Origin of the sequence: Sulfurovum indicum (assembly GCF_014931715.1) — a bacterium.
Taxonomy (GTDB): domain Bacteria; phylum Campylobacterota; class Campylobacteria; order Campylobacterales; family Sulfurovaceae; genus Sulfurovum; species Sulfurovum indicum.
Genome location: NZ_CP063164.1, coordinates 746,882 through 769,736, shown reverse-complemented (window position 1 = coordinate 769,736; position 22,855 = coordinate 746,882). Strand labels below are relative to the sequence as shown.

Annotated in this window: 20 protein-coding genes and 1 pseudogene; all 21 read right to left on the bottom strand. The window is 35.2% G+C overall.

Annotated features, from left to right (window positions below):
- Complete coding sequence (locus IMZ28_RS03905; RefSeq protein WP_197549442.1) at positions 1–1,089, bottom strand: glycosyltransferase; 1,089 nt, start codon at positions 1,087–1,089, stop codon at positions 1–3.
- 2 nt (positions 1,090–1,091) lie between these two features.
- A pseudogene (locus tag IMZ28_RS11125) lies at positions 1,092–1,247 on the bottom strand (DapH/DapD/GlmU-related protein); the annotation flags it as partial.
- Positions 1,248–1,563: 316 nt separating this feature from the next.
- Complete coding sequence (locus IMZ28_RS03895; RefSeq protein ID WP_197549440.1) at positions 1,564–2,670, bottom strand: O-antigen ligase family protein; 1,107 nt, start codon at positions 2,668–2,670, stop codon at positions 1,564–1,566.
- A gap of 149 nt (positions 2,671–2,819) precedes the next feature.
- The gene (locus tag IMZ28_RS03890) at positions 2,820–3,737 is read right to left on the bottom strand and encodes a glycosyltransferase family 2 protein (RefSeq protein ID WP_197549439.1); all 918 of its coding nucleotides are present in this window, start codon (positions 3,735–3,737) and stop codon (positions 2,820–2,822) included.
- A gap of 21 nt (positions 3,738–3,758) precedes the next feature.
- Positions 3,759–4,670, bottom strand: coding sequence for an SDR family oxidoreductase (locus IMZ28_RS03885; protein ID WP_197549438.1), 912 nt, complete (start codon positions 4,668–4,670; stop codon positions 3,759–3,761).
- On the bottom strand, positions 4,667–5,953 hold the full coding sequence (locus IMZ28_RS03880; protein ID WP_197549437.1) for a glycosyltransferase: 1,287 nt from the start codon (positions 5,951–5,953) through the stop codon (positions 4,667–4,669). Before IMZ28_RS03880 ends, IMZ28_RS03885 begins: the two co-directional genes overlap by 4 nt.
- 195 nt (positions 5,954–6,148) lie before the next feature.
- Positions 6,149–7,255, bottom strand: coding sequence for a dTDP-glucose 4,6-dehydratase (gene rfbB / locus IMZ28_RS03875; protein ID WP_197549436.1), 1,107 nt, complete (start codon positions 7,253–7,255; stop codon positions 6,149–6,151).
- A complete protein-coding gene (gene rfbA / locus IMZ28_RS03870; RefSeq protein ID WP_197549435.1) occupies positions 7,255–8,127 on the bottom strand; it encodes a glucose-1-phosphate thymidylyltransferase RfbA in 873 nt (290 codons plus the stop codon). Before rfbA ends, rfbB begins: the two co-directional genes overlap by 1 nt.
- A complete protein-coding gene (locus tag IMZ28_RS03865; protein WP_197549434.1) occupies positions 8,124–8,390 on the bottom strand; it encodes a hypothetical protein in 267 nt (88 codons plus the stop codon). Before IMZ28_RS03865 ends, rfbA begins: the two co-directional genes overlap by 4 nt.
- Before the next feature lie 5 nt (positions 8,391–8,395).
- Entirely contained in the window at positions 8,396–10,198 is a 1,803-nt protein-coding gene (locus IMZ28_RS03860) for an LIC12162 family transferase (RefSeq protein WP_197549433.1), read from the bottom strand.
- Positions 10,195–11,712, bottom strand: coding sequence for an oligosaccharide flippase family protein (locus IMZ28_RS03855; RefSeq protein WP_197549432.1), 1,518 nt, complete (start codon positions 11,710–11,712; stop codon positions 10,195–10,197). The genes IMZ28_RS03860 and IMZ28_RS03855 overlap by 4 nt, the downstream gene beginning before the upstream one ends.
- Complete coding sequence (gene pseI, locus IMZ28_RS03850; protein ID WP_197549431.1) at positions 11,712–12,749, bottom strand: pseudaminic acid synthase; 1,038 nt, start codon at positions 12,747–12,749, stop codon at positions 11,712–11,714. The genes IMZ28_RS03855 and pseI overlap by 1 nt, the downstream gene beginning before the upstream one ends.
- A complete protein-coding gene (pseG, locus tag IMZ28_RS03845; RefSeq protein ID WP_197549430.1) occupies positions 12,736–14,124 on the bottom strand; it encodes a UDP-2,4-diacetamido-2,4,6-trideoxy-beta-L-altropyranose hydrolase in 1,389 nt (462 codons plus the stop codon). Before pseG ends, pseI begins: the two co-directional genes overlap by 14 nt.
- Positions 14,125–14,127: 3 nt before the next feature.
- Complete coding sequence (locus IMZ28_RS03840) at positions 14,128–15,438, bottom strand: aminotransferase class III-fold pyridoxal phosphate-dependent enzyme (protein WP_197549429.1); 1,311 nt, start codon at positions 15,436–15,438, stop codon at positions 14,128–14,130.
- Positions 15,439–15,449: 11 nt separating this feature from the next.
- A complete protein-coding gene (locus IMZ28_RS03835; RefSeq protein ID WP_197549428.1) occupies positions 15,450–16,211 on the bottom strand; it encodes a cytidylyltransferase domain-containing protein in 762 nt (253 codons plus the stop codon).
- Positions 16,211–17,116, bottom strand: a complete 906-nt coding sequence (locus IMZ28_RS03830) for an aldo/keto reductase (RefSeq protein ID WP_197549427.1) — start codon at positions 17,114–17,116, stop codon at positions 16,211–16,213. Before IMZ28_RS03830 ends, IMZ28_RS03835 begins: the two co-directional genes overlap by 1 nt.
- Complete coding sequence (gene pseC, locus IMZ28_RS03825; protein ID WP_197549426.1) at positions 17,103–18,236, bottom strand: UDP-4-amino-4,6-dideoxy-N-acetyl-beta-L-altrosamine transaminase; 1,134 nt, start codon at positions 18,234–18,236, stop codon at positions 17,103–17,105. Before pseC ends, IMZ28_RS03830 begins: the two co-directional genes overlap by 14 nt.
- Positions 18,236–19,231: a UDP-N-acetylglucosamine 4,6-dehydratase (inverting) gene (gene pseB / locus IMZ28_RS03820; RefSeq protein ID WP_197549425.1), complete on the bottom strand. Its 996-nt coding sequence runs from the start codon at positions 19,229–19,231 to the stop codon at positions 18,236–18,238. Before pseB ends, pseC begins: the two co-directional genes overlap by 1 nt.
- Positions 19,224–20,438 carry a UDP-N-acetyl-D-mannosamine dehydrogenase gene (gene wecC, locus IMZ28_RS03815; protein WP_197549424.1) on the bottom strand — a complete coding sequence of 405 codons (1,215 nt, stop codon included), beginning with the start codon at positions 20,436–20,438 and terminating at the stop codon, positions 19,224–19,226. The genes pseB and wecC overlap by 8 nt, the downstream gene beginning before the upstream one ends.
- Complete coding sequence (gene wecB, locus IMZ28_RS03810; protein WP_197549423.1) at positions 20,435–21,604, bottom strand: non-hydrolyzing UDP-N-acetylglucosamine 2-epimerase; 1,170 nt, start codon at positions 21,602–21,604, stop codon at positions 20,435–20,437. Before wecB ends, wecC begins: the two co-directional genes overlap by 4 nt.
- Positions 21,605–22,855: a GDP-L-fucose synthase family protein gene (locus tag IMZ28_RS03805; protein WP_197549422.1), complete on the bottom strand. Its 1,251-nt coding sequence runs from the start codon at positions 22,853–22,855 to the stop codon at positions 21,605–21,607.

Below are 22,855 nucleotides of genomic sequence, written 5' to 3'. Positions count from 1 at the left end.
TTAATATAAAAGCTCAATAGCTTTCCTCATTGTTCTTTTTTCATCAAACATTTCCATAGCTTCTTCTGATGGAACATATGGTCTTTTCGATATGCTATTGGCATATTTTATTGCATTGTCAAACCAATTGTTATCCTCCAAATCAACAATAAATACTCTTTTTTTCATACACACTGGTAAAATATCTATCCAGGGATTATATGTAACGGCAACACACGCCCCTGAGAAAATAGATTCATATACACTTCTTGGTGATGAATCACTTTTAGGAATGGAAATAACCAACTTTGCAGAAGCAAGCAATTTATACATATCCTCTTTCCCCAGCCTCCCCAGATCTTTATCGTCAGTTTGAAATAAAGCATCTATTTCATTTCTATATATTTGATCTTGAAAAGGGTATATAAAAGTTATCGGATACATAGTATTACTGCTGTTTCTTGCCTCTAATATATTTTTTATTCTATATAGTTCTGTCATGCCCCGAATGGAACATACTATATTCTTATTCTTGTTTTCAATTCTATACTTAGCTATATTTTGAATGTCTATTCCATTTTGAATAATCATCGCATCTTTTCCACTTAACTCTTTAATACCATCTTTCATTGACTGGGAATCAATAGTAATAAACTTGGCTGCATTTAATGCCTTTGTTGCAAAATACTTGTAAAGTTTTGACCTTTTCGGTCTAACCAAAACTTCACTACCCTGTGGCGTACCTATGAACTCAACACCTGCAAGCCAGCAAAGAAACATATAATACATTGGTTGCGCATGATAGACAGAATCAGGATGCTTTTTTGCATACCGTTTTAGTAAAAACACCTGAATTGGCAATACAATAAGCTTAAATATATTTCTCCAAAGATCACCTTTCCTGCTCTGTATCCGAAAGAGAAACCAGTCAATAATGAACAGTTTTTTAACTGTATCATCAGGAGTGACCAGGATATCAAACCCTTCACCACCGATCAAATCGGTCAATAATATCACTCTACGCTCCGAAACCAAAGCCTTTACGGTTCTATACCAATCCATTACATGGTAATCCCTGGCGCCTCCGACTATCACTATATCCTTCATCATATCCGTTTCCCTATCAACCGAGCCGGGTTGCCTGCTACAATACTATAAGGCTCTACTGACTTTGTAACGACACTCCCCGCACCGACAACAGCTCCTTTACCAATGGTTATACCAGTCAATATAATGCTTCCAGCACCAATCCATACATCATCTTCTATTGTAATTGGTCCTTGCTTTCCTTCTCCCTGAGTATCCATAGGAACATCTATCTGTGAAATTTCATGATTACCACCTATTATCATTACTCTCTGGGCTATCATCACATGGTCTCCAATTTGAATAGGGCTTCTTCCTGACTTTGAAGTAGAAATAATTACATCTCTTCCTATTGCCGTATTATTTCCAAAACTAATAAATTGACTTGGATATATCAAACAATTTGTTCCAACAATAAAACTACTTCCGTATTTTAACTTTTTAAAATCATCACTAGCTCTGACTAATCGATAGAACCTCACTACCTTCCTTAACAGGTCATGAATTTGCATTAATAATTCCTTTAGAGTATAAATCTTTTTTGGAATATCGGTATCTATTTTTTACCAACGAGAACCCAAGTCCAATAAACAACCAATACATAGGTAAAATATAAGATACTTGGAACATACCCTGAATAAACATGGAGATGAAAATCAGTATAAAAAGGGTTGGTAAATCATCAAGTTCTTTTTCTCTCTTAATCTGATGAAGTCTATAAAATAGAAAATATATCAAATATAGATATAACAACAAACCTATAAAACCATATTCGACAAGCATCGACATATAATCACTGTGTAAGCCTAAATCATAATTAAGAACTGTAATATAGGCATCAGGTATCTTGCGTATATAGTGATGATGATATGCTCTGTATTCCGATGCTCCAACTCCGGTAAAGTATGTATCTTTTCCTAACAAGAGCCCACTTTTCCAAATATCAATACGTCCGGACCCTCCACTGCTTTCAATATTTTCCGAAGTGAAACGATTCATGAGCTTATTTAAATCTAACGTCTCCATAGCTGCATTAAAAGGCAAAACAAATGCCAGAATCAGCATACCCGCGGCAGACAATCGAAAAAGCATACGTCTGCTGTTTTGAAGCAAAAAATAACTTCCGGCAATGAGCAAGCCAATTAAAGCCCCTCTTGAACCAGTGAAAAAAATTGCTATAAGCATGACCGGTAGAAGGCCCAGCCACCATTTTGAAAATGATTTTTTCCCCACAAAATACAAGAGAATCAAAATACCCATTACTATTGCCTCTGCTGCCTGATTCGGGTTTTTGAAAAACCCGCCCAGCCTTTCAAAACTATGCAATACAAATGCATTGTAGATGATATAAAAAGAATTTATCATAATCGAAATAAAAAAGAAAACTAATATTTTTTTTATTTCATCAGTTTTTAATTCCAATTGCTTTAAGATCAAAAAGGTCAAATAACCAAATAGAATCAGCTGTATATCATTTATTGCATAACCAATAATACCTTCATCAAAAAAATAATAACGTACAAATGCCATTATAAACCCATATAAAAAGAGCACTAAAAGCAAAAGATCGATTTTATCAAATTTGACAACTTTTCTTTTGTTCATAAATAAAAATATCATAAACAGTGGCATCTGCATAAAAAATATAATGCGATATGGTTTTAATGGACTGTCAAAACTGAATAACACTACATACAAATATTCCAATGGAACAAAAAAAGCATATAAGCAGAGCAAATAGAAAAGCATTTTTCTCATCGGGTCAGAAGCACCTTTTTTATTTTTCCTGCAAGCTTAATGCCTCCATGCATTAAAAAAACATATACTGCCCTCACAAGACTAAAATACTTTTTATTAATCTCATACACCTGAAAAACACCGGCAAACCCGCTTGAGGAGCCATCTTTGCGAAACTTTGCCAAAGGGACATCTATCATTACCATCTCAACTCTGTTTGACATAAGTCTTGCAAAATACTCATAATCTCCTGAAATTGAAAAATCGGTACTGTATAATCCATATTTTTTATAAATCCTTGTCGGGACATACCATCCTGGATGATTAAAAACTTGAAAGTATTTTGTAAATCCCTGATCATCCCATATAGCTATTGATTTGCCATCTACATCCATAATTTCAAGATAACTGCTGATAAAAAATTCTCGATCTTTTGTATGATCATTGTAAACTTGAACGGCTTTTGAGACTGAACCCTCCGTCAGAAGGTCATCTGCATTGATCAGTTTTATAATGTCACCGGTACAAAGTGAAATACCTTTATTCATGGCATCATAAATACCTTTATCAGGTTCACTAATCCAATAGTCTATAACTTCATCATACTTTTTAATAATATCAAGGGTAGTATCTTTTGAAGCACCGTCAACTATAATGTATTCAACATTATCATAAGACTGGCCAATAACACTCTTAATGGTTTCTTCCAAGTATTTCTCACCATTATAAACAACTGTAACTACGCTGACAAGAGGCAGATCAGGCTTTGACTGCTTATAATAACCCTTCTTTCTCAATCCACCTTCATCAAATTTATTACCAGTACTTTTAATGAACAAACTTGTCTTATACAAATCACTTCCTATCTTTAAAATATCAGGTTTTTCTTTGAGTACACGTTTTGTAGTAGAATATTTTTGATTTACATTACTCATTACAATATAGATATATCTGCTTCATATCTCCTCCTCTAGAGTCTTTCTTAAATCATTTAATTGTTCTTTTACTATTTGTTCAATTGCTGATGAAATAGATAAAGGTTCATACCCAATTTCACATTTTATTTTTTTATTATCAAGTATCAAGTTTTGTGGGCGAGGTACAAGGCTTTTAAAATAATTTGAATCACATGCCTTAATCACTCCATTATCTTTATGCATAGCTTTAGCTATCATTTTCCCTAATTCATAACGACTAACTATTTCATTACCCGCTAAATTAAAATCTCCTTGAGAATCGCAATCTATTAATTCTCCCATAATTTTTATACAATCATCCAAAAAAAGCAAATTTGAAAATACATCATTTACCAACATAATTGACAAGTTTTGATATAACTTCCTGATTATAAATGTTGCCGGATTTACTCGTTGAAATGATTGTTGCACTCCAATAATTGGTGCTGGTCTTAAAATCAAATAATCATCAAATTTTTGTTTAATATATTGATCTGCTTCAACTTTCAGTTTACCGTAGAAATGCAAAGGCATTGGTATAGATTCTTCATTATATAAATTAGCTGATCCCGAATAAATACTAGCCGATGAAAAAAATATATACTTTGCCTTATATCCGATCTCTCTCAATAATTTCACAACTTCAAAATTTATTTCTTTGGCTATTTCCTTATTCAACTCGCAAAAATCTATCGAACCAATACCAATACAATTTATGACTATATCAGGTTTTACTTCGTTAATAATCATACTCAGTTTTTCTTTACTCAAACTATTCAATTCATATACATTTAACATTTTTAAATCAGGTAATTTTCGACAAGTTCCATAAAGATCATACCGGTGTTGATACATTGTGTAAAACCTATAACCAATATTACTAGTTACCCCCAGAATTAAAACTTTTTTCATCCGGAATGAACTCCTTCACCTTTAAAATCATAGCTATACTTATGAAATATAGCCAATATTTTATCGAGCTGTTTTTTTGAACTATATAGTTCCAATCCAAGCATACGACATGAACGGGACATTTCGTCATATTGAACCTTATTCATATTTAAAAGAGCAGCCATACCGTCACAAAAGTCATCAATATTTTTTATTTCTGCCAAGTATCCTGTTTTATTATTAATGACAAGATCACAAGCGACCCCTGTTTTAAAAGCAACTACTGGAGTGCCACACATAATTGCTTCATTAATCATCATTGGTCCCGAATCATCAATAGAAGGAGAAACAAATATATCAGCTAATTGATATGCTTCAGCTAATTTTTCTTCACCGTTTAAATATCCTAAATTAACATGCTCGAATCCAGATATTCGGCTAATATCAATATTGTTAATATTGCCTATTGAAACAAGAATGATCTCTTCTATATTTACTTTGGAACTCTTCTTTAACTGTTGGAAGGCATCAAATAGAAAGTTCATTCCTTTTCTATAATCATTAAAATTCATTGCTCCAAATAAAATAATTTTTTTATCTGCACTTAAATTATATTTTTTCCTTAAAGCAGTTTTATTAATAGGTTGAAATATATTTTCATCTACATCTATAATCAACCTTTCAATTGGGACATCTTTAAAAAGTGATGATTGTTTGGCTTGCTTTTTTGTCCAGCTTGATATTGTCATACCAACAATCTTTGACTTGTCAATATATTTCTTTTTATGCTTCCAATTTTTTTCAGACAATTTCCAATATTTTGATTTGATGGCCTTACAATTTTTACAGTTGTGAAAGTACCCTTGACATTCCAGTGCATAATGGCATCCGCCTGTCATTGGAGCCATATCTAAAAAGTACCAAAATATTGGAACATTATATTCTTTATGAAGTTTATATATAAACTTCATATTAATAAAACGAGAAACCCAATAAATCACAATTACATCTGGTTTCATGGCTACATTTTTCTTGAACTTTTCAATAGAATTTAACGAATAATGACCTCTATCAATAAATGAATACGAACTATCAAGTAGTTTATCTTCAAAAAATCTAAATATTTTACGTTTTAGCTTATGTAACAGACTAGGTCTAATTTCAATTATTGCATCATCTTTAATAGTTTTTCTTTCAACACAGAACAATGTATTATGACCAGCATCTTTCAAATGTTTATGTACTTTGTAAGCTGCATATCCAGCTCCGCCATCATCATATGAACTTAAATGGAGTATATTCATTCTTTCTTCTCATTTTCCAAATGTAAAAATTTAACCCAATCTTCTAAAGCATTCTCAAAATCTCGAGCAAAGTAGTGATGGCAGAGGCATACAGCGTGATCTATGCTTCGATATTTTGTCACATAGTCATTGGCATAGACATTATCAAAATATTTTTTGCACTTCTCTTTATTAGGAAGATGGGGTTTTATTACGTTAATCACTATACTTCCCAAAATACCATTCAATAGTCTTAACTATACCCGTATCAAAATTCTCATCTGCTTTCCAGCCAAGCTCATTTTCAATTTTTGTAGCATCAATGGCATAGCGGCGGTCATGGCCAGCTCTGTCTTCTACAAAAGTGATGAGACTTTTGTACGTGATTAGTGATTGGTTATTAGTAATTAGTGAAGGATTTTTTTGTGGTGGAACTTTCTCGTCCAATATGGTACAGATGGTATCTGCGATCTGCAGGTTAGTTCTTTCATTTCTTCCACCTATGTTGTAAACCTCACCTTTTTTTCCGGTATGGTAGACAAGGTCGACACCTTTGCAGTGGTCAAGAACATAGAGCCAGTCTCGGATGTTCTTGCCGTCACCGTAGATGGGTATGGGCTCACCTGCCAGTGCCTTTCTGATGATGGTCGGAATGAGCTTTTCATCGTGTTGTTTGGGGCCGTAGTTATTAGAGCAGTTGGTGATGACGCAGTTCATTCCATACGTCTCCACATAGCTTCGCACGATCATATCGCTGCCTGCTTTGGATGCACTGTATGGCGAGTTTGGTGCATAAGGGGTCTCTTCAGTAAAAAGGCCTGTTTCGTCAAGGGTGCCGTAGACTTCATCTGTTGAGATATGATGAAAACGAGGAGTGTTTTCATCAGTTGATGGTTGATAGTTGATGGTTGATAGTTTTTGAATGTATTTATCTTTGTATTTAAATGGCTTCTCCATCCAGTGTTTATAGGCGACATCCAAAAGTGTGAAGGTACCATTGACATTGGTCTCTATGAAAACCCCAGGGGTTTTAATGGAGTTGTCAACATGAGACTCTGCTGCAAAATGAATGACACCTTGAATATCGTACTCATTAAAGATGAACTCTACAAGTTCTCTGTTGCAGATATCTCCTTTTATAAATTTGTATCTTGGATTATTCTCAACTTCTTTCAGATTGTCCAAGTTACCGGCATAGGTCAGCAGGTCTAGATTGAGCAGGTTGTACTCAGCGTATTTGTCGAGAAAATACGGTACAAAGTTACTTCCAATGAACCCGGCACAACCAGTTACAAGTATCGTTATATTGTCGTTCTTGAACATTACATACTTTCCTCGGCTATCTCAAGCAGGTATTGACCATATCCGGTTTTTTTAAGCGGCTCTGCCAGTTTCAAGATCTGCTCTTTATTGATCCATCCGTTTCTAAAGGCTATCTCTTCTATACATGCCACTTTGTAGCCTTGTCTATGCTCTATGGTCTGCACAAACTGGCTTGCATCCATTAAAGAGTCATGTGTTCCTGTATCGAGCCATGCAAATCCTCGGCCAAGAAGCTCCACATTGAGTGCACCTCTTTTAAGATACGCTTCATTAATAGATGTTATTTCCAGCTCACCACGGTATGAAGGCTGCACATTTTTGGCAATTTCTACCACATCATTATCATAAAAGTAAAGTCCGGTAACGGCAAAGTTTGATTTTGGATTTTTAGGTTTTTCTTCAATGCTAATGACTTTTTTATCTGTATCAAACTCAACCACACCAAAGCGTTCAGGGTCTTTTACCCGATAACCAAACACAGTAGCTCCATTCTTTTGTGCAGCAGCTTTTTTAAGAATAGGAGTAAATCCCTGACCATAATAGATGTTGTCACCCAAGACTAAAGCTACACGGTCATTACCTATAAACTCTTCACCCAAAATAAATGCCTGTGCCAAACCATCAGGAGAAGGTTGCTCAATATAACTAAAAGACATTCCAATATCACTGCCATTCCCTAAAAGTTCTTTAAATCGCGATAAATCATGGGGAGTTGAAATTATAAGTATATCTTTAATTCCAGCCAACATAAGCACTGATAATGGGTAATAGATCATTGGCTTGTCATAGATAGGGAGCAATTGTTTTGACACACTTTTGGTAATAGGATAAAGCCGTGTTCCACTTCCTCCTGCCAATATGATACCTTTCATTTTAATCCTTCAATAATTTTATAAAATTGTTCCATTTGAGATTTTTCTGTATGATTTTTCAATGTAACTTTTCTACAGTTCTGTGAAACTGTTTGATATTCTGAAGGTTCCAAGTCAATAATTGTTATGCCTTTAGCTAGGTCATACTTATCTTTGAAACATGCCAAATATTCTGTATAAGCCGTTTTAACAAGATCAAGTGCAGCATCTGCTCCACCAAAATCCAACGCACTAAAATATATAATATTAAATTTTTGCTTCATTTGATCTACTTTTTTCCAATCTCATTGATAAATAATACCCATTCATCTATGGGTCTATTGAATGGCTTTGCAAAATGATTAACAAATTTTCCAATTGCTTTTTGTCTTTCAGAATCATTCCACCATTCATCTATATTATCATATGCAGACTTGATAGAATCTGCTGCCTGGAATGCATCAAAAAACAAAACACCGGCATCTTCAAGAAGTTTATAATATTTTTTTGCTTCAGGATCAAGTGTAAATAGTTTATTGCTCCCAATGATAATCATGGGAATTTTTAACCGAAAACATTCCAAAGTAGATGTTCCTCCAAAATGGTCAATAATCAGAAGTTTGTGTTTTTGAGCCTGTATCATCAATGGTTCTGAGACATCGGCAAAATGTATATCTTTATTTCTATCAAGCCATCTTTCTTTTAGTTGCCATCCAAAATCGTCAGGATACAACCTTACACTTATCTTTTCTTTCAGCTTGGGAGAAAGATTATTGTAAAGATTTGCTTGATGCTCAAAGTATTTGATATACCTGCTTCCAAAAACTATAGTACCTATAAATGCAACATATTTAGAATCAGCTGATGTGACCCACAAGATATTCTCATTTTTATTAAAGTTCTGTTTCTCAAGTCCAATCAAACGAGACGGTGGCATAGGAATGGTTGTCTCATCCTTTTTCCAACCCCATGTTATATAATAATCCGTCAGGGATTGCTCAAAGACCTCTCCAACACTGATATATTCCACTTCACCGTATGTCCCCCCATGCTGCATTCCATATAGTACCGAACCCCTTTCAGCACACTCTGCCGCCCAGATGGAGAAAGCAGTCTCCCAAAGAAAACCAATCCCCGTTATAATTGCTTTTGGTACATTGTATTCTATATTCATCAAAGCTTTATTACGAATATTTGAAAAACCTTCGATAAAATCAGTTGGCATATCATTTACTAACGTTTTCAGTATAATATTTTCAAATTCATTTTCACTGTTATCACTATTCATAGAAAAGATTTGATTTCTCAAATCATAATTCATAGTGATATTTTGTTCTATGCTATCCATAGAAAATATTGGCCAACATTTGAATTTCGTTCCAAAAACAATTTTCAACAAACTCCTGTTATTAAACAGTGAAACATAGAGGGAAACTTGGCTTTTCTTACCTCTATTCATAAATTTTTGTATTTGTTCAACTACGAAATGTTTAAAGTTTTTTTGATTACCTCTTTGGATTTTTTCAGCATCTTTGATAATAGAAAAAGAGTATGGTTTTGAAATTATCGTTTTATGATCTAATTCACTTAATATCTGTGTAAAAAGCTGCAAATTGAGTGTGTCGCTTTCTCTAACTGCCTGGACAAAGTGAAATGCATTATCAGATGTACAGAATGACTCCTGCGCAAGCGTACATACCACAATATGTGGATGAGCCTTCAAGGTATATTTCAATCGCACATATTTATCGTACATTGTATCAACATAAGTTCTTAAAAAATATCCTATAATCCTTCTCCAGTAAAGAGTATTTTTCTCTAAGCCATGAATCTCGTTTAAAGATAAAGTAAGTTTTTGCAATACATTCTCATATGTAGCATTTGTAAATTCTATTGAATCGTTTAATTGTTTTTCATCTTCCCAAAACTCCGGTAAAACTACTCTCTCTGGTGAATAATATTTACTGGTATATGAACACACTTCCTCCCCCAAAAAGACTATCTCTTTAGATGTATCCCAAAATGACTCATCAGATGTTAAAGCAAGAAACAATTCTCTACCGTCATGCATATTAGCTACTTTGCTTCTCATACGGTATGTCCATATTTGGAAGATAACGATGCTATCAGTTTTGCTTTATGCGCTTTCTCAAAAATAAAAACATAACTGAAACCATACAGCAATACCAACAAAACCATAAATACAGCTATTAAGCCCACCCAACTATCAATATCATTAAAATAACCACTTAATGGATAAAGCAACAGTCCTAAAAATAAAAGGGGGATTTGTGTCTCAATAAATATTTTTTTAAAATAAAGCAATCTAGATAAATTGAGATCTGGCAATATATAGACATATACTAACGGTACACTAAATGCTCCTGCTAAAAGCGTTCCCAGGATCACTCCCGACAGCCCATAATAGTTAACAAGAAGCACACTCAGAAAAACATTTGATATTCCACTAAATATCGCAATAAGCCCTGTTTTTTTAGACTTTCCTATACCAGTATATACCTGCCCTAAAAATGCATTAGATTGCCAGAAAAGTTGAAACAATACAGAAACCTGTACAAGCCAAACATATTCTGTATACTCATCCCCTACCCATAAACGTATAAATGGCTCTGCCAAATAATAACAAATAATTACTATAGGAACAAAAAGAAGATTATGATATTTTGAACCATACAATACAAAAAAGTCTACAGTATCTTGATTATTCCTTGCTTTTGTCTCTGCTACAGCCGGCATAACAGCCGATGCTGCCAACCCTGAAACTTGTTGGATCAATAAAAAAAGAAAAAACACAATTGTGTAGGTAGCAATTGCAGAAACAGAAACCATACTTGCCAAAATAAACTGGTCTGATTGATATTCCAATACAACAGCGATCTGTCCCAGCATAATCCAACCACTAAATGCAAAAATCATCTGAAATGTTTTTATACTGACTGTACTCATCTCAAATCTCCAAAAACTCATATGTTTTGTCAACAGCTGATACTGCCAGAAAAAGAGAATGATTTTATCAGCATTAAATGCCAAGAATATATATTCTAAAGGAGTATCCATTAAGGCTAATAAAATAGCTAAAGCAACAGAAAAAATTCTTCCTATACCAATAGTTAAATTGAGTACAGAAAACTTCTGTATACCTCTAAAGGCCCCTTCCATTGCTATTTTAGGCCATGCAAACAGTGCTAAAACTCCTGCTAACATAAAAATATTTTTGGCAACATCATAATTTTCTTCTGAAATATTAAATAGTTTCAGACCATCAAAAAGCACAATTAAAACAACACTGGATAACACAATTAATCCAATAAAGAAATAGAAAAACAGTGAAGTATTTATGATACTTTTGACTCTTTCAAGGTTATGTTTTGCAGTGTATTCAGCCACAAATTTAGTTAATCCTTGTGAAATACCCAAATCCAATACACTAAAATAGCCAACTAATACATTTGCAAAAAGAATAATTCCAAATCCTTCGCTACCTACATTGTTAATCAATACCGGAATTGCTATAAGGTTTAGAAGAATTTGTACTAATTTCAGTACATAGTTTGAAAACGTATTTGAAATGATTTTTTTTAACATCAGTCTATATCTCTCCATGAAAGGGGAGTTCCCATTGATCTATTAGTAGAAAACTTCTTCCCCAAAACCTCTTTTAAATGCTTGGGATGTAATCCATAACCCGGTCTGACGGAGCGAATATTCTTTCCGTTAATCACATCACCAACTTTAATATCTTCTGTAATATAAAGGCTTCGTGAGAATTGTCGACTTTTCCTCTTTTTATCGGTCATACTGTAATCAACTTTACCCAGGAGTTTTTCAGTATTTCTAACTGCTTTTACCATCTCGGAAAACTCTTTTTTATCCAATGAGAAATCAGCATCCGCTCCACCAATAGATCTGTCTAAAATAAAATGCTTTTCTATAACTTTCGCTCCCAGCGTTGTCGCAACAATAGGGGCCGTTGTACCAAGCGTATGGTCGGAAAAACCACTAATTACACCAAAGGTTTCAGCTAAATTTGGAATGGTTAAAAGGTTGGCATCTTCTAAAGAAGCTGGATAGGCAGATGTACATTTTAGCAAAATAATATCTTCATTATCTTCACTTCTACAGATATCCACGGCATCCTGGATTTCATCTATCGTTGCAATACCTGTGGAGATGATCATCACTCTTCCTTTTGATGCTGCGTGACGGATGAGCTCATAGTCAGTGATCTCGAAAGAAGCTATTTTGTAAGCAGATGGATTAAATTGTTCCAGGAAATCTACAGCAGTTTTGTCAAAAGGTGAAGAGAAAATATCGATACCAATCTCTCTGGCATATCTAAAAAGCTCTTTATGCCACTCCCATGGCAAATATGCCTCTTTATAAAGATCATAAAGCTTTTTATCATCCCAAAGCGTACCGCCTTTTATAATAAAATCTTCTTTATCGCTATCCAGTGTCAAAGTATCTGCTGTATAGGTCTGGAGCTTGATCGCATTGGCCCCTATGTCTTTGGCTGCTTTGATTGTTTCTTTTGCGATATTGATATCACCACCATGATTTGCACTAAGTTCTGCAATAATGAATACTCCATCACTATTTAGCTCAAAGTTACCTATTTTCATTTTTCAACTCCATTACAATTACATTTCTACGATTGATGGTTTTACTATTTATCTTACTAAAATTATACTGTTCATAAAGCTGTATAGCACGATAATTATCTTCAAATACTTCAGAGAACAATCTATCAATCTTAAGTACAGAAAATGCATAATTCAAGATAGCCTTCATTAGAATACGACCCACACCTTTTATAGTCGGGTTTGAATAGACACCAAACTCACTATGCCCGTTTTCAAGGTCTATTTTGGTAAAGTCTATCACACCGATTGGTTTTAAATTACACTTTACCAAAAAATAGAGTCTATCTTTACGTTCTTTTAGAGATTCAATGTATTCCAAATGATCATTTAACTCTATGATATCCTGTGTAAACATCCACCTACGAATTCTTTCATGATTTCTCCACTCCAAAATCATTTTCTTCTCTTCCTGTGACAGATCGATAAAATTTACCAATGCAACTTTTAACTCATCTATTTGTTCACTGATTTTCTGACTTAGTTGTGTGTGGTCAAAGTGTTCAAGTGCAGCAAAATTATTTTCTTTTAAATATTCATACATAAACCTTTGATTCTCAGCCGTCTTGATAGCAATGAATGGTACACCTAAGTAAAAGATCTCATTGATCGTTACACTGGGGGTCACAATGGTAAAATCTGCTTTATTCATCAATTTAGCTATTTGTTTAGTATTGATATGCAGTGTTATGTTTGATTTATCAGCAACATAGGCTTTAAGTTCAGCCAAATGTCGGTTTGCCGTTGTAGTAATAACATGCATATGTATATTCGAAAACTCTCGAAGGAGTTCAAGGATATCGATATTAATATTTGTATGATCTATTCCACCCATAGCAACAAATACATTCAACTTTCCCCTGTTAATGTTATTTTGTCGTCCTTTTACTTTCTCTACTCTAAACTCTTCACGAAGCAGCGTAAATTTGGCTCCACATCTAAGCTCACAGTTTTCCGGTATCAATCCTTGATATTTTGTTTCATCTGCATAGATATTGTGATTGAGTAAAATATCACAGTAGTGTTTTTCGTAGGTATCATCCAATACCATAATTTTTAATGTTGGATTTTTAACTTTTAATTCTTTTTCAAAGTTGTAGTCAATTCCATAGTGATCGATCACTATCATATCACTAGCATGCTTCTTTACAAGAGCATCCAACTCTTCTATATCATTAGATTTCAATATCTCAATGGCATAACCTTTATCTTTTATCTTATGGCTAATATTCCCCGGAAAATTCTGTGTTGCAAAAACAATATTAGCATTAGGGTACTGTTCTATCAATACCAGATCACGCATAATATGACCAGTACCAATAAAAGATGATGAATCTGCTCTAACCAATATATTCATTGTCTATGTCAACCTTGAAAATCCACTATGGCAAACAGGTGTTTCTAAATGTGTTTCAATATCATTTGCATTAATATACCCCGCCAATGTACTAAAAACTTCATTTACAGCCTTCAAATATCTTTGTACATCATCTTCTTTCTGTGCATAAGATGCATAAAAAGCAGTCGTTGCCAAAAAGCCCTTTTCCAACATCAACTTTGTAAAGAGAGTCTTTAATAGAATCGCTTTTTCATGGTTAAAACCAAAATGTCCTAAAGGATAGATGCCATCTACATAAATATCCAAACCATGTATCCTCGCAGCTTCGATCCAACCTTCTTGAACTTTTTTTCCCATCTTCCCAAGGTGTTCAACAACATTATTTTTTTGTAATGCACGAATAGTAGCCAGTGATGATACAAAGCCTATACGGTCAGTCCAATAAGTACTGCTGATAAATGTATCTTGAGCAGCATCCATAACCTCTTTTTTCCCAAGAATTACCCCCATAGGAAAACCATTGCTGATTGCCTTTCCAAATACTGCGATGTCTGGCTGAATTCCCAAGATAAGATGTGCACCACCTACATTCAAGCGCCAACCAGCAGTTATCTCATCTACAATAAGAACAACATCATTATCTTTTGTCTTTTTGTGGATAACATCAATAAAATCTTTGTCAGGATAAACATTGCGTAACGGCTCCATTACTACTGCTGCTATATTGTCTTTATGCTCTTCATATAAAGCTAAAAAACTATCAACGTCATTATATTTAAAAGGGAAAGATGTACCTTTAAGTCCGCGAGGAACACCACGGGGGGAAAGTCCGGGAATCAGATGTCCATCCAATGCTTCATCATCAGCAAGATTAGCAGCAAGATACCAATCATGCCAGCCATGATAGCCACAAAAAAGAACTACATCTTTTTGTGTCTTAGCCCTGGCAATTCTAACAGCAATAGCCATAGACTCACCACCGCTTCTTGCATATCTGACTTCATCAGCCCATGGATGCAGGTCACATAGCAGCTCAGCCAACTCTACTTCTTCAGGAGCATTCAGTGTTGTCATGTTTCCACTATCAATTGCATTTTTAACAGCAGTATTTACTGTTTCCTCTGCATAACCAAGTATACAACTACCTATACCCATATAGCTCATATCAGTATATTGGTTGTTATCTAAATCCCATATTTGACAGCCTTTTGCTTTACTATAATATGCTGGCCACAAATCTGGTAAGAACATCTCTGGTCGTTTTGATAGTAGTTGTGTCCCACCAGGTATCAACTTCTTCGCTTTGTTATATAGTTCTTGTGATTTACCCATTAAACATCCTTTTATATTTTATCTTTTTCTAAAGACTTTAAATAACCCTCATTACGATTAATTGTACTATTAATCTCTGTAATACTTGGATTATTTTCAATATATGCAACTACATCAGTAAAATTAAAGTCATTAGATCCAAAATAATTGTATATTTTTTCAATGACAGTAAAATCGGTAGGTTCATCTACAGTAAGTCTCCATTCTGGATGAATAGATTCTAGTTGTAAGTCTGCTGTTTTAAACAATCCACTGTCTCTTATATAAGGCGTAACATGTTCTTTCTCTGAAAGTTTTTTTGCACCAAAATAAGCTTTTTTTAGGGCTTCAAATGTAAATACTTCTACATCAAAACCATCAGGATAAATAGGATTGACACAATTAGCCATATAATCAAATTCAGATTCTAAAAATGCATTTATTAACTCATCAATAATAACTGCATCATGTACAGGGCAGTCACCGGTAAGTCGAACAACAATATCATTTGTATTTAACTTCAACGCTTCTGTGCATTTATAAAATCGTTCCAAAACATTATCTTTTGAACCTCTAAAAACAGAAAAACCATATTCAGACACAATGCTTGCCAACTCATCATCACTAGTCTCTTCACTTGTCAACAGGACTAATTTATCGATCATACTTGATCTCTTTACACGTATTAGCTCTTGAATGATCATTGGTTTATCCAGAAGTGTTTTCAAGACTTTTTTGGGTAGGCGTGTAGAATCTGTTCTGGCTTGTAAAAAAGCTACAATTTTTCTTTCCATTACAATCTCCACTGGCCGGGATTTGTTATAAACCCAGAAATATCTGAAAATGAATCATAAATCATATTTAATGTCGCCTGATCTATAGTTAGAAGGTTGTTATAGCTTCTTATATTTTCTTTAGCCTGCTCTAACGTATCACATCCAAACAAGATGATTGCATCTGTAGCAATGCTATCAACATACGCCAATGCAAATTCAGAAACAGAAAGATTGAGGTTTGAACGTATAGTATGCATTTCTTTCAAGTAAGGGCCTGCTTCAGCGAGGTTTCCCGTCAATTGATCAATATCCATAAAAAACAATCCTTGAAGAAAAACCGAACGGATAAATATTAATTTATTTGCTTCTTTTGCTCTTTTAAACCAGTTATCCCTAATAGCTCTCTGATCAAATAGGTTAAAAGGTAGTTGTATAATATCAACAGTTGAGTTTTCAATTGCTTTATCAAATTCATCAGATGTATAAATTGAAACTCCAAAATAACGGATTAATTCTTGTTCTTGCAGTAAGGTTACTGTTGCATCTTTCTTTTTATCCCAACTATATAACAGGTCGCCATCATGTAAAAGAAGGCCAAATAACTTGTCTGTTTTTAGTCGTTTTAATGACCCACTAACTATTTCTACTATATTATCAGTGAATAAATCTGATTTTACTTTTGAAACTAGATTGACTGTACTTTTCTCTGCTATCGCATGCCCCAAGACCTCTTCGCTATTACCATATGCAACTGCCGTATCAAAACAGTTTATACCCTCATTTACAAGATAAGCAATGATGTCATCTGCCATATCCTGTGTTGGCTTTCCCACAATATTTGATATACCATAATCAAGACCCAACTGAACAGTACCAAAACTTAGTTTTGACAACTTCTGCCCTTTAAAATCAATTTTTTTCATTTAATACCTCAAACAAAGTGTCAATCACATAAGATTGTTCTCCATCACTCATCTTTGGATACATCGGTAATGAAAAGCACTCTTCATAATATTTATCCATCATAGGGGTAGACTCACCACCATAACCTAGCCCTCTATAATAAGGCTGTTTGTTGATAGGGATATAGTGAAGTTGTATACCGATGTTTTTTTCTCTAAGTTTATTAAAGAGTGCTACTTTATCGATATTCTGTTTAGAGAAGTCTACCTGAACAACGTAGAGGTGGTAAGATGACTTTCCATCATAGGTGTAGAGTGGTTTGATGTTGGTGTTTTGAAAGGCTTTATCGTAGGTCTTAGCGATCTCTATACGTCTTGCTATAAAACGGTCCAATTTTTTGAGTTGAGAGAGGCCGAGTGCACACTGTATATCTGTGATACGATAATTAACCCCTAAGTCACGCATCTCATACTCCCATGGTTTCATTTCCGGAGTTTTGACCATACCATGTGTACGAAGCATGAGTAGTTTTTCATAGATCTCTAGCGAATTTGTAGTGATGGCACCGCCTTCACCCGTTGTCATATGTTTAACGGGGTGAAATGAAAGAATAGATACATCACTATTGGTACAGGATGCTGCTTTAATATCACCATCTTTTGCACCGATGGCATGCGCACAGTCTTCAAGGACTTTAACCTTGAATGTCTCTCTAAGGTGTTTCAACTTTTTTTGGTCAATCATTTTTCCGCTAAATGCCACAGGATAAATAGCTTTGATTAAAGGATCTTCTTTAAGTGCTTTTTCGCACAAATCAAGATCAATATTGCCATCTTCTGCGATATCGACAAAAATAGGTTTGGCACCTGAATAAAGAATAGCATTGGATGTGGCGAGAAAAGAATTAGGTGTCGTCAACACCTTATCACCTTCGTTCAAAAGAACTATTGAGGCAAGATGCAGTGCTGCCGTACCGTTTGAAACTGCTACACAATATTTAGCTCCGCAATATTCTGCTAAAGCACATTCAAATGCTTTGACCTTCGGACCTGTTGTCAAATAGTTAGAATGCAGTGTTTCAACTACTGCATCAATATCATCCTGCTCGATCCATTGCTTGCCGTAAGGTATGAAATTCATTAGAGATACTCTTGTGCCATTTCAAGGAATTTATCGTGGCTAAGCCATTCTGTGTTGTTACCAGAGTTGTATTCAAATCCTTGTTCTACCGGTTTGCCTTGTTCACCTAATCTATTTTCTAGATAAGATGTTTTAAATGCAAATGTAATAGTTGGTTGAATCACATAATGATCATCAAACTCCAATGTCAAGTGACTGTCATCAGCAGGACACATGATCTCATGCAATTTTTCACCAGGGCGAATACCTATTATCTTCTGAGGTAAATCAGGTGCCATCGCTTTGGCAAGCTCTGTCATATTCATGGATGGGATCTTCGGTACGAAAATTTCTCCCCCCTGCATTCGTTCAAAGTTCTTAAGAACGAAGTTGACCCCCTCTTCAAGAGTAATCATGAAACGTGTCATATCTGCATGGGTAATGGGCAACTCTGTAGCCCCCTCTTTAATAAGTTTTGAGAAGAAAGGAATCACTGAACCACGGCTTCCTATAACATTACCATAACGTACAGCAGCAAATCTTGTTTTCTTTTTACCAACCATGTTATTGGCTGCTACAAAGAGCTTGTCTGATGCTAGTTTGGTTGAGCCATAAAGATTAATAGGATTTGCTGCTTTGTCTGTAGAAAGAGCAATAACCTTATCAACTTCATTGGTAATTGCAGCCTTAATAACATTTTCTGCACCATGTATATTTGTTTTAATACATTCCATTGGATTATATTCTGCAGCAGGAACTTGTTTCATAGCAGCAGCATGAATCACATAATCAACACCATTCATCGCCTCTTTAAGTCGCTCTCCATCTCTAACATCACCAATAAAGTATCGCATACATGAATCATTGTATGTTTGTTGCATTTCAAACTGTTTCAATTCATCTCTAGAAAAGATAATGATTTTATTTGGTTTATAGTTTGCCAATAGTACATCTGTATATTTTTTACCAAAACTGCCTGTCCCACCTGTGATAAGTATATTTTTATTATTAAACATTTTTTCCCTTTTTATTTTGAATTCCACAAAAGTCTAAATCAGTTTCTATATCTAATGCTTTAAACTGTTTATGAGCAACCAAAAAAGTCACAATATCAGCTTTTTCTATAGCTTCATTATATTCAATTATTTCAAACTCTTTATAGCTTTTTATATTAGGTTCAACCGCAAGTACATTAAGACCATCAGCAATAAGTCTTCTTGTAATATAAAGTGCTGGAGACTCTCTAAGGTCATCAATGTCCGGTTTAAATGCAAGTCCCATACAGGCAACCTTTGCTTTTCGTCCATTCTGGTTTTCAAACTTAAGTGCTGCATTTTTAATCTTCTCTATTACCCACTCCGTTTTATACGTGTTAACTTCTCTAGCTGTGCGGATCATCTTCGCATCTTTACCTCCAGCATGAACGATAAACCAAGGGTCAACCGCAATACAATGACCACCAACACCTGCTCCCGGTTGTAAAATATTCACTCTTGGGTGTCGATTTGCGAGAGCAATAAGTTCCCATACATCGATATTAAACTTATCACAAAGAATAGAGAGCTCATTAGCAAAAGCAATGTTGGTATCGCGAAAAGAATTCTCCGTTAACTTTGCCATCTCCGCAGTTTTCGCATCAGTCTCTAAAACCTCTCCACAAACAAATGTTTTGTAAAATGCTGCGGCTGCTTTGGTCGCTTCTATCGTTATACCACCTACTATACGATCATTTTCTACTAGTTCACGCATAATATACCCTGGTAATACTCGTTCAGGACAGTGTGCAACATACAGTTTAGATGTATCAACACCCTCTTTTTTTAAAACTTCTTCAACTTTATCGGTTGTACCTACTGGAGAAGTCGACTCCAAGATAATAATATTTTCCTCTTTGACATAAGGTGCTATAGCTTCTGTAGCAGAAACTACATAGTCAATGTTGGGAACATAACCTTCATGAAAAGGTGTAGGCACAGCAATAATAAAAACATCCGCCTCAGTCGGTTTCAGATCTGCTTTTAGCTTACCACTTTTTACTGCTGCCTGGACAAAAGTATCTAACTCAGGCTCAACAATATGAATTTCTCCCCGGTTGATAGTATCTACTGTACTTTGTACAATATCCACACCATGAACATTATAACCACGATTTGCTAAAAGTGCAGCCGTAGGGAGACCGATATAACCAAGACCAATTACACAAACCATTTTGCTTTGTTTCATTCTCTTCCTTTGATAAATTGTACTATTTTATAACATGCATCTCCATCTCCATATGGATTATGTGCTTTTGACATTTTTTCGTATGCCTGTTGGCTCTCTATTAATTCTTGTGCTTCATTTATAATCAATTGGATATCTGTACCCACCAGTTTAACCGTACCTGCCTCCAGTGCTTCTGGACGTTCTGTAGTATCACGCATGACAAGGACCGGTTTACCAAGACTTGGTGCTTCTTCCTGTACACCACCACTGTCAGTAATAATTAAGTATGATCTATTCATCATATAGATAAACTGCTCATATTGCAAGGGCTCAATGAGATGAACATTTTCTATGTTACTAAGCAGTTCTTTTACCGGATTTTGAACATTGGGGTTTAGGTGAACAGGGTAGACGATATGTATATCAGGGTTGTTTTCTGCAATAGTTTTGAGTGCCTTGCAGATATTGATAAAGCCTTGACCGTGGTTCTCTCTTCTATGTCCGGTGACTAAAATCATTTTATGGTTTTGAGGTGAATCGAAATTCGTAATTGGTAATTGATAGTTTGAAGGTAAAAGCTTGTTGATGGAAGAGATGATCTCTTTTTCCAGTTCAATATTAGTTCTAATCTTCTCTAGTGCCAAAAAGAGAGCATCAATAACAGTATTGCCCGTAATCTCAATAGTATTTTCTTTGACATTCTCTTTGAGAAGGTTTGCTTTACTTATTTCTGTAGGAGCAAAATGGTAGGCTGTGATCTGTGTAGTAAGCTGACGATTCGCTTCTTCAGGCCATGGAGAGTAGATATCTCCTGTTCTAAGCCCTGCTTCAATATGTGCTACTTTGATCTGCTGATAAAAAGCTGCCAAGGATGCTGCAAAAGTCGTTGATGTATCACCATGCACAAAAATAACATTAGGTTGGAAGTCACTCAGAACATCTTTCATACCCAGAAGAACACTGGAGGTCACATCGTAAAGATCCTGTCCAGGCTTCATAATATCAAGATCATAATCAGGTATGATATTAAACAACGCTAAGACCTGATCAAGCATCTCTCTATGCTGGGCAGTTACACATACTTTTATATCAAAAATATTCGTATGTTTCTGGAATTCTTTAACGAGTGGTGCCATTTTTATGGCTTCTGGACGAGTCCCAAAGACGATTAATATTTTTTGCATTTAATTACTTTCCTTATACCACTGATATATCTTCTCAATCCCTTCTTGAAGCTCCACTTTGTGATGCCAACCTAAAGAATGAAGCTTGGAAACATCCGTAAGCTTCTTCATCGTCCCATCCGGTTTGTCGATATTAAAGTAGAGTTCACCCTTAAAACAAATAAAATCTTTTATCATGTAGGCTAATTCTTTGATACTCACATCTATTCCAGTTCCGATGTTGATGTGCGTGTTACGCACTTCAGTGATAGTGGATAGTGATAGTGGTTTTGTTACTGCTTCGCAGGATTTTCCATCTGTTGACGGTAGTGTTTGGTGTTGGGTGTTGAATTGATTTTTTAAAATATCGTCGAAGTTAATCTTCTCCATGAGGAAGACGCAGGCGTCGGCCATATCGGTCGAGTATAGAAATTCGCGTTTCGGGGAACCCGAACCCCAGATTTCTATACTAATGTTGAATGTTGCACCTAAAGGCATTTCCGTTGGGCAATGTTGAGTGTTGAATTGTTTCTTTATGCCATACTTTTCAAGTATTTTAATGATCTCTTCATTCGAAGCTGATCCATCAGTACCTTCTATAGGTAACTTATTTAAATCTTTTCTGATTGTATCCCAGTTGTTTTCTTCCAGGGCTTTGCCTAGATGTATTTTGCGGATCAAAGCGGGTAAAACATGAGACTTTTCTAAATCAAAATTATCATTGGGACCGTAGAGGTTTGTAGGCATGACAGAGATGAAGTTCGTCCCATACTGCAGATTATAGCTTTCGCACATCTTGATGCCCGCTATTTTTGCAATGGCATAGGGTTCATTAGTGTATTCAAGCGTATCGGTCAACAGACAGTCTTCCGGCATAGGCTGCGGGGCATTTTTGGGGTAGATACAGGTTGAGCCCAGGAACATCAGCTTCTTTACACCATTTAAGTAACTCTGATGAATGATGTTGTTCTGTATCTGCAGATTCTCATAGATGAAATCCGCACGATAGGTATTGTTGGCAACAATACCGCCGACCTTTGCTGCAGCTAAGAAAACAAATTCTGGTTTTTCTCTTTCAAAAAACTCTTTGACTGCTTGAGCATCAAGCAAGTCGAGTTTTTCGGCATGTGGCGTGTAGCGTGTAGCATGTAGGGGACGGGTATGGTAATTGGTAATCAGGTTAGTATATCCTTTTTCACTGAGATTTTTCAAAATTGCACTTCCAACCAGGCCACTACCACCTGCTACAAAGATTTTAGAATCTTTTTTCAT

Coding starts and splice junctions, on each gene's coding strand:
- IMZ28_RS03905 (WP_197549442.1), bottom strand. CDS start 1,089: ATGATGAAGGATATAGTGATAGTCGGAGGCGCCAGGGATTACCATGTA.
- IMZ28_RS03895 (WP_197549440.1), bottom strand. CDS start 2,670: ATGAACAAAAGAAAAGTTGTCAAATTTGATAAAATCGATCTTTTGCTT.
- IMZ28_RS03890 (WP_197549439.1), bottom strand. CDS start 3,737: ATGAGTAATGTAAATCAAAAATATTCTACTACAAAACGTGTACTCAAA.
- IMZ28_RS03885 (WP_197549438.1), bottom strand. CDS start 4,670: ATGAAAAAAGTTTTAATTCTGGGGGTAACTAGTAATATTGGTTATAGG.
- IMZ28_RS03880 (WP_197549437.1), bottom strand. CDS start 5,953: ATGAATATACTCCATTTAAGTTCATATGATGATGGCGGAGCTGGATAT.
- rfbB (WP_197549436.1), bottom strand. CDS start 7,255: ATGTTCAAGAACGACAATATAACGATACTTGTAACTGGTTGTGCCGGG.
- rfbA (WP_197549435.1), bottom strand. CDS start 8,127: ATGAAAGGTATCATATTGGCAGGAGGAAGTGGAACACGGCTTTATCCT.
- IMZ28_RS03865 (WP_197549434.1), bottom strand. CDS start 8,390: ATGAAGCAAAAATTTAATATTATATATTTTAGTGCGTTGGATTTTGGT.
- IMZ28_RS03860 (WP_197549433.1), bottom strand. CDS start 10,198: ATGAGAAGCAAAGTAGCTAATATGCATGACGGTAGAGAATTGTTTCTT.
- IMZ28_RS03855 (WP_197549432.1), bottom strand. CDS start 11,712: ATGTTAAAAAAAATCATTTCAAATACGTTTTCAAACTATGTACTGAAA.
- pseI (WP_197549431.1), bottom strand. CDS start 12,749: ATGAAAATAGGTAACTTTGAGCTAAATAGTGATGGAGTATTCATTATT.
- pseG (WP_197549430.1), bottom strand. CDS start 14,124: ATGAATATATTGGTTAGAGCAGATTCATCATCTTTTATTGGTACTGGT.
- IMZ28_RS03840 (WP_197549429.1), bottom strand. CDS start 15,438: ATGGGTAAATCACAAGAACTATATAACAAAGCGAAGAAGTTGATACCT.
- IMZ28_RS03835 (WP_197549428.1), bottom strand. CDS start 16,211: ATGGAAAGAAAAATTGTAGCTTTTTTACAAGCCAGAACAGATTCTACA.
- IMZ28_RS03830 (WP_197549427.1), bottom strand. CDS start 17,116: ATGAAAAAAATTGATTTTAAAGGGCAGAAGTTGTCAAAACTAAGTTTT.
- pseC (WP_197549426.1), bottom strand. CDS start 18,236: ATGAATTTCATACCTTACGGCAAGCAATGGATCGAGCAGGATGATATT.
- pseB (WP_197549425.1), bottom strand. CDS start 19,231: ATGTTTAATAATAAAAATATACTTATCACAGGTGGGACAGGCAGTTTT.
- wecC (WP_197549424.1), bottom strand. CDS start 20,438: ATGAAACAAAGCAAAATGGTTTGTGTAATTGGTCTTGGTTATATCGGT.
- wecB (WP_197549423.1), bottom strand. CDS start 21,604: ATGCAAAAAATATTAATCGTCTTTGGGACTCGTCCAGAAGCCATAAAA.
- IMZ28_RS03805 (WP_197549422.1), bottom strand. CDS start 22,855: ATGAAAAAAGATTCTAAAATCTTTGTAGCAGGTGGTAGTGGCCTGGTT.